At 35.4% G+C, this 7,500-nt stretch carries 6 protein-coding genes (1 of these 6 only partly in view); all 6 read right to left on the bottom strand.

Annotation, left to right across the window (positions count from 1 at the left end; genetic code table 11):
* Window positions 1-1,301: the 5' portion of a DNA gyrase subunit A gene (gyrA, locus tag NSS97_RS00030; protein WP_002034984.1), read on the bottom strand. It extends 1,171 nt beyond the left edge of the window; only the first 1,301 of its 2,472 coding nucleotides appear in the window; its start codon is at window positions 1,299-1,301; its stop codon lies beyond the left edge, outside the window.
* Between the two features lie 88 nt (window positions 1,302-1,389).
* Window positions 1,390-3,312 (bottom strand): DNA topoisomerase (ATP-hydrolyzing) subunit B, encoded by a 1,923-nt coding sequence (gene gyrB / locus NSS97_RS00025; RefSeq protein WP_044438325.1) that lies wholly within the window; start codon window positions 3,310-3,312, stop codon window positions 1,390-1,392.
* Window positions 3,313-3,350: 38 nt separating this feature from the next.
* Window positions 3,351-4,478, bottom strand: a complete 1,128-nt coding sequence (gene recF, locus NSS97_RS00020) for a DNA replication/repair protein RecF (RefSeq protein WP_002034987.1) — start codon at window positions 4,476-4,478, stop codon at window positions 3,351-3,353.
* Window positions 4,479-4,490: 12 nt separating this feature from the next.
* Window positions 4,491-4,703 (bottom strand): S4 domain-containing protein YaaA, encoded by a 213-nt coding sequence (gene yaaA / locus NSS97_RS00015; RefSeq protein ID WP_002016484.1) that lies wholly within the window; start codon window positions 4,701-4,703, stop codon window positions 4,491-4,493.
* Between the two features lie 128 nt (window positions 4,704-4,831).
* Window positions 4,832-5,977, bottom strand: coding sequence for a DNA polymerase III subunit beta (dnaN, locus tag NSS97_RS00010; RefSeq protein WP_044438326.1), 1,146 nt, complete (start codon window positions 5,975-5,977; stop codon window positions 4,832-4,834).
* Between the two features lie 182 nt (window positions 5,978-6,159).
* Complete coding sequence (gene dnaA / locus NSS97_RS00005) at window positions 6,160-7,500, bottom strand: chromosomal replication initiator protein DnaA (protein WP_002016481.1); 1,341 nt, start codon at window positions 7,498-7,500, stop codon at window positions 6,160-6,162.

The following is a 7,500-nucleotide window of genomic DNA, read 5'->3' as shown; positions in this document are numbered from 1 at the left end:
GTTAAACGTTGCAAACGCATATCTAAAATCGCTTGCGCTTGTTTCTCACTTAAGCCGAAACGTTCCATTAAACCTTGTTTTGCAATATCAGCTGTTTTTGAACTACGGATTAAAGTAATAACTTCATCAAGATGATCTAAAGCAATTCGTAAGCCTTCTAAAATATGAGCACGCGCTTCTGCTTTCTCTAATTCATAAGCAGTACGTCTACGAATCACTACCTTTTGATGCTCTAAATAATAATATAGATTTTGTTTTAAATTTAAGACTTGTGGCTCTCCATTTACAAGAGACAACATATTAATACCGAAACTTGTTTGGAGTGCTGTATGTTTATATAGATTATTTAATAGTACATTGGCATTGGCATCACGACGTACTTCCATAACAATACGCATACCATTTCGATCTGATTCATCACGTAAATCTGTAATACCTTCAATTTTCTTATCACGAACTAGTTCTGCGATCTTTTCAATTAATCGCGCCTTATTAACTTGATAAGGTAGTTCTGTTACGATAATAGTTTGTTTACCATTTGCTCTCTCTTCAATTTCAACTTTAGCACGAAGTATAATAGAACCGCGACCTGTTTCGTAAGCTCTTCGAATTCCACTTCGCCCTAAGATTAAACCTGAAGTCGGGAAGTCTGGTCCAGGAATATATTCCATTAATTCCGCGATAGTGATATCAGGGTTATGACTTAATGCCAACACACCATCAATTACTTCTCCAAGTTGATGCGGCGGAATGTTTGTTGCCATACCAACCGCAATACCCGTCGTACCATTGACTAATAAGTTAGGGAAACGCGCTGGTAATACAACTGGCTCTCTTTCAGAACCATCGTAGTTATCTTGATAATCAATTGTATTCTTTGTAATATCACGTATTAATTCCATAGAAATCTTAGACATTCTTGCTTCTGTATAACGCATTGCTGCCGCTGAATCTCCATCAACAGAACCGAAATTACCATGTCCATCAACAAGCATGTAACGTTGACTAAAATCTTGTGCCATACGTACCATTGTTTCATAAACAGCTGAATCACCGTGCGGGTGATACTTACCAATTACTTCGCCGACAATACGCGCCGACTTCTTATATGCTTTATCAGCTGTAATTCCTAAATCATTCATCGCATATAAAACCCTACGATGAACTGGTTTTAATCCATCACGAACATCTGGTAATGCACGAGACACGATAACACTCATTGCGTAATCTAAAAATGAGGTACGCATTTCATGACTAATATTAATTTCTCGAATTCGTGCTTGTTGTTGATTGTCTGACATCAACGAGCACCTCCTCTTACATTTCCGTTACACATACATTGATTTATATGTAGAAGACAGGAATACTTAGATTCCTGTCATTACTCACTTAAATATCAAGGTTTTTCACGTATTTTGCATTTTCTTGGATAAAGTTACGACGCGGCTCTACCTTATCACCCATCAAAATTTCAAATGTTTCATCCGCTTCAATTGCATCTTGAAGGGAAACTTGAAGTAACGAACGTACTTCTGGGTCCATTGTCGTCTCCCACAGCTGAGTTGGATTCATTTCCCCTAGACCTTTATAACGCTGAATCCCAGGCTTAGGTTGAGCTGGTAATTCAGCTAGTATTTTTTCAAGTTCTTTATTGTTATAAGCATATTGAATTTTTTTACCTTGTTGTACTTTAAACAACGGTGGCTGTGCGATATATATATATCCACACTCAATGATTTGACGCATATAACGATAGAAGAACGTTAATAATAGGGTACGAATATGTGCACCATCAACATCTGCATCTGTCATAATAATAACTTTATGATAGCGAGCTTTTTCAATAGCAAAATCCCCACCAATATTTGTACCAATTGCTGTAATAATTGTACGAACTTCATCATTTGATAAAATCTTATCTAAACGTGCCTTTTCAACGTTAATAATTTTACCCTTCAGTGGTAAAATCGCTTGAAAATGACGATCGCGTCCTTGTTTTGCAGATCCGCCCGCAGAGTCACCCTCCACGATATAAATTTCGCTAATTGCTGGATCTTTAGAAGAACAATCAGCTAGCTTCCCTGGTAAACTTGAAACTTCTAGAGCACTCTTTCGGCGCGTTAGTTCACGAGCCTTTTTAGCCGCTACACGTGCACGTGCTGCCATAGTCCCTTTATCTATAATTTTACGTGCAACATTGGGATTTTCTAGTAAGAACTTTTCAAACGCCTCTGAGAATACAGACTCTGTAATCGTTCTCGCTTCACTATTTCCAAGTTTCGTCTTTGTTTGTCCTTCAAATTGTGGATTTGGATGCTTAATTGATACGATTGCTGTTAAGCCTTCACGAACATCTTCACCAGTTAAATTACTATCCGCATCTTTTAAAATATTATTTTTACGACCATAATCGTTAATTACACGTGTTAGAGCAGTCTTAAAACCTACCTCATGTGTACCGCCTTCATACGTATGAATATTATTTGTAAATGAATAAATATGATTTGTATAGCCTTCGTTATATTGAAGAGCAACCTCAACCTGAATCCCATCTTTTGAACCGTCAACATATACAGGTTCTTCATGAATCGGTTGTTTTGAACGATTTAAATGTTCAACATATGATTTAATTCCACCTTCATAATGGAATTCTTTCTTTTGCTTATGTTCACGCTTATCTTCAATTGTTAATTTAATATTACGATTTAAAAACGCCAACTCACGCATACGAGTCGCTAATGTATCAAATTCGTATTCTGTCGTCTCTGTAAAAATTTCTGAATCTGGCTTAAAGCGTGTGATCGTTCCTGTACGATCAGTTTCACCTATTACTTTTAAATCCGCAGCCGGGATCCCACGTTCATATTTTTGATAGTGTATTTTTCCATCTCGATGTACAAATACCTCTAATTCTGTTGATAAAGCATTTACAACAGATGCACCTACACCATGCAAACCACCAGAAACTTTATAACCACCACCGCCAAATTTACCACCGGCATGGAGTACCGTCATAATAACTTCTACAGCAGGACGTCCCATTTTTTCTTGTATACCAACAGGGATACCACGACCATCATCTGTTACAACAATACTATTATCTTCTTCAATACTGACATTAATTTCATCACAATATCCTGCTAAAGCTTCATCAATACTGTTATCAACAATTTCCCACACGAGGTGATGAAGACCTTTTCCACTTGTAGAACCGATATACATACCAGGACGCTTTCGAACTGCCTCCAGTCCTTCTAACACCTGAATCTGACTTTCATCATATGCATTTTCCTGTATTTGCTTTTGTTCCATTGACACAAAGATCACCTACTTTTCCATTTAAACAGAAATTATTTCCTGTCTATTTCACAATCTACCGTGCCGTTCGTTACATGAATTGTTTTCGCTTCTTTCAATGTTTCATGTTCAATTCCCTCGACACTCGTCGTTGTCACAAAGGTTTGTACTTTTCCTTGAATTGTATTTAGCAGATGCGATTGACGATAATCATCTAATTCTGATAACACATCATCTAGTAAAAGAATTGGATATTCCTTAACCTCTGAGTATATCAATTCAATTTCAGCCAATTTTAGGGATAGTGCGGTTGTTCGTTGTTGTCCTTGTGAACCAAAGACTTGAACATTTTTACTATTAACGAAGAATTGTAAATCATCACGATGAGGACCAAGTAAAGTTGTACCCCGAAAAATTTCACGTTGTTTCACGGATTGAAAACTTTCATAGTATACTTCTTTTATTTTCGACAAATCCATTGATTCTGATACATCTACACTTGGTTTATAAACGATTTCTAACTCCTCTAATCCCCTGCTAATTCCGCGATGAATTGGAGCAGCCCATTCTTGTAGTAAATGCAAAAACTCAAAACGTTTTCGCAAAATTTTTGCACCATGCTCAATAAGTTGAAGTGTAAATACATCCAACATCGTTTCCTCATTTTTACTATTCCCTTGCATCTTCTTAAGTAAATGATTTCGTTGCGTGAGTACCTTTTGATATTGACTTAATTCATACAAATAGACCGGAGCTATTTGTCCAAGTTCCATATCCAAAAAGCGTCTTCGTACTTGAGGGCTTCCTTTTACAAGATTTAAATCTTCTGGGGCAAACATAACAACATTCATTTCACCAATATACTGGCTCAATTTTTGTTGTTCTAACTGATTTAACTTTGCCTTTTTACCTTTTTTTGAAATATTTAATTCTAAGGATATTGAACTATTTCGCCTTTGTAATCTACCTTTTATATTACCATAATCCTCATCCCAACGAATGAGTTCACGATCGTTCGAAGTTCTATGAGATTTCGCCATCGCCAATACATAAATAGCTTCCATCAGATTCGTTTTCCCTTGCGCATTTTCACCAATAATTACATTGACTTTATCCTCAAAGGAAAGCTCTAAATGCTCATAATTGCGATAGTTTTTTAATTGTATTTCTGTAATAAACAAAGGGATCCCCCTTTATGCCTGAACTTGGAAAGTTCCGCTTCCCGGAATTTCAACAATATCATTTGCATATAACTTTCGGCCTCTTCTATTTTCAAGTTCTTGATTCACGTATACTTCATATTCTTGTAAGAACCATTTCACAGCGCCACCTGTATCAATTACATCAGCTAACTTTAAAAATTGTCCTAGTGTAATGTATTCTGTTGAAATCTTAATAAGTTTCATAAAATCGCTCACTTTCTGAAAGTGTTCATTCTTTCATTGTACTAAATAAACTAGCATTAGGAAAGTAATACCCCACAAATCAAATAAGGGTCACTAGTACCTTTACACTAGCAACCCTTAATCCTTACTTAGTAAGTACGGACTGGTAAAATTAATTGGATAATGGAATTATCATTTACTGTGCGAATTAAAAACGGTCTCATCGCTCCAGTAAAACTAACTTTAATTTCTGTACTGTCTAAAGCCTTTAATGCGTCCATCATATATTTTGCACTAAAAGATATTTTTAATTCTTCTCCATCTACATTTTCACATTGAACCTCTTCTACTACTTTTCCGATTTCTGGTGCATTCGAAGAAATCTCTAACATCTGTTGTTCTAATGTCGATAATTTAACAACGTTGTTACGACCATCTCTTGCTAACAGCGACGCACGATCAATCGCTTGTAAAAATTCTTTTGTATTTACAAATATATCAGTTTTACTTTCAGCTGGAATTAAACGCGTTGTATCTGGATAATTTCCTTCTAATAATCTTGAGAAGAATAATAAATGTTTTGTACGGAATAATACTTGATACTCCGTAATAACGATATCTACCATTTCTTCAGATTCATCTAGAATTTTACTTAATTCACTTAAGCTCTTACCAGGAATAACGACATTCGCTTGAAATTCATCGGCAATATTATACCCTTCGATTTTTGCTTTACGAAGTGCTAGTCTGTGACTATCTGTTGCAATACAAGTTAGCTCGCTGTTATATACCTTCCAGTTTACACCTGTCAAGATTGGTCTTGTTTCAGAACTTGAAACTGCAAATACTGTTTGACGAATCATGTGCTTTAGTAAATCTGTTGGAATCTTAAATACATGATGTTCTTCGATTTGTGGTAATAACGGATATTCAGCAGCATCTAAACCATTTAAGTTGAACTCTGATTTTCCAGATTTTATTTTTGTCATAAAATGATTTTCCACAGAAATTTCGACAGTTTCTTTAGGTAATTTTTTTACGATCTCACTAAAATATTTTGCTTGTAAAATAATACTTCCTGCTTGTTCAATTTCCACAATTTCTTTTCCAGCATCTTCGACTGGGATAAATGATTCGATAGAGATGTCTGCATCACTACCTGTTAAAGTAACTCCTTCTTCAGTTGCTACAACTTTAATCCCTGTAAGAATTGGAATTGTTGTACGAGAAGAAACTGCCTTCATTACATCTTGTACACTTCTTACAAGATAGTCTTTTTGTATTGTAAAACGCATAACGAAAAACCTCCGGTAAGTATAAGATTTTATTTATTTAATAAAGATATAAAAGTAGTAGTAATAGTACTAGGGCTTGTGGATATGTGGATAACCCTGTTTAAAGATGTAAAAACAGTCTATCTACATGTGGATAGACTGTGCGTAAAATAAGCTAAGTTATTCACACTATTCAGCTACTACTATTTTAAAATATCCTTAACTTCTTCAACGTGTTTTTGTAATTGAGTATCCGTTTTTAATAGCTTCGAAATTTTTTCGTGAGCATGGATTACTGTTGTATGATCGCGGCCACCAAATTCTTCACCTATTTTTGGCAAAGATGAGTCCGTAAGTTCACGTGATAAATACATCGCAATTTGGCGAGGGAATGCAACGGATTTTGTCCGTTTTTTTGCTTTGAAATCTTCTAATTTTACTTGATAGACGCCCCCAACAGCCTTTTGAATATCAGAAATAGAAATAATTCTAGGTATAGAGTTTGGAATAATATTTTTAAGCGCTTCAGCCGCTAAATCAGCATTCATATCTTTATTAATTAAAGATGAATAAGCTACAACTCGAATAAGTGCACCCTCTAGTTCACGAATATTTGAATCGATTTGATTTGCGATATAAAGCATAACTTCATTTGGTATATCAAGACCTTCTGCTTTTGCTTTTTTACGTAAAATTGCGATTCTAGTTTCTAAATCTGGTGGCGTAATGTCCGTAATTAACCCCCATTCAAAGCGAGAACGAAGGCGATCTTCTAAAGTTGGGATTTCTTTTGGTGGTCTATCGCTTGAAATCACAATTTGTTTACTTTCTTCATGTAGCGCATTAAATGTATGGAAAAACTCTTCCTGTGTTTGTTCTTTTCCAGCAAGAAATTGAATATCATCTATCAATAAGACATCTACATTACGATATTTATTACGAAAATCGACAGCTTTATTATCACGAATTGAATTGATGAATTCATTTGTAAATTTTTCAGATGATAAATATACAACTTTTGCATTTGGGTTGTGTTCAATTACATAATGCCCAATTGCGTGCATTAAATGTGTTTTTCCAAGTCCAACGCCCCCGTAAATAAAGAGTGGATTATAGGCTTTAGCTGGTGCTTCAGCTACAGCTAAAGAAGCAGCATGTGCAAAACGATTACCAGAGCCAATAACAAATGTATCAAATGTATATTTTGGGTTTAACATACTCTGTGGTAAGTGATTAGACTCATCATGTGCGTGTTTTTGCTTAACAGAAGGGAGATCTATATCCTCTTCTGCCTGACTTTGGGGAATGATAAAACGAATAGCTAGTTTTGCCCCTGTTAAATCATAAAGTGTTTCGGAGATTAGTTCCGAATAATGAGATTCTAGCCAGTCACGAGCGAATTCATTTGGAGCTGTAATAGTTAATACATCTTTTTTTAAGTTATGAGCAGTTGTTGATTTTAACCAGGTTTCATAACTTGGCTTGCTTACCTTTTTTTCTAATTCTTTTAAGGCACTATTCCATAAATCAGAGATATTTTCCAA

Origin of the sequence: Bacillus sp. FSL R12-0074, assembly GCF_038005725.1 — a bacterium.
Lineage (GTDB): Bacteria > Bacillota > Bacilli > Bacillales > Bacillaceae_G > Bacillus_A > Bacillus_A mycoides.
The sequence above is the reverse complement of the archived record's forward strand: the minus strand, read 5'-3'. Positions and strand labels throughout refer to the sequence as shown.

Excerpts from the sequence above, each read along its gene's own strand:
- gyrB (WP_044438325.1), bottom strand. The coding sequence starts at position 3,312 with ATGGAACAAAAGCAAATACAGGAAAATGCATATGATGAAAGTCAGATT.
- yaaA (WP_002016484.1), bottom strand. The coding sequence starts at position 4,703 with ATGAAACTTATTAAGATTTCAACAGAATACATTACACTAGGACAATTT.
- dnaN (WP_044438326.1), bottom strand. The coding sequence starts at position 5,977 with ATGCGTTTTACAATACAAAAAGACTATCTTGTAAGAAGTGTACAAGAT.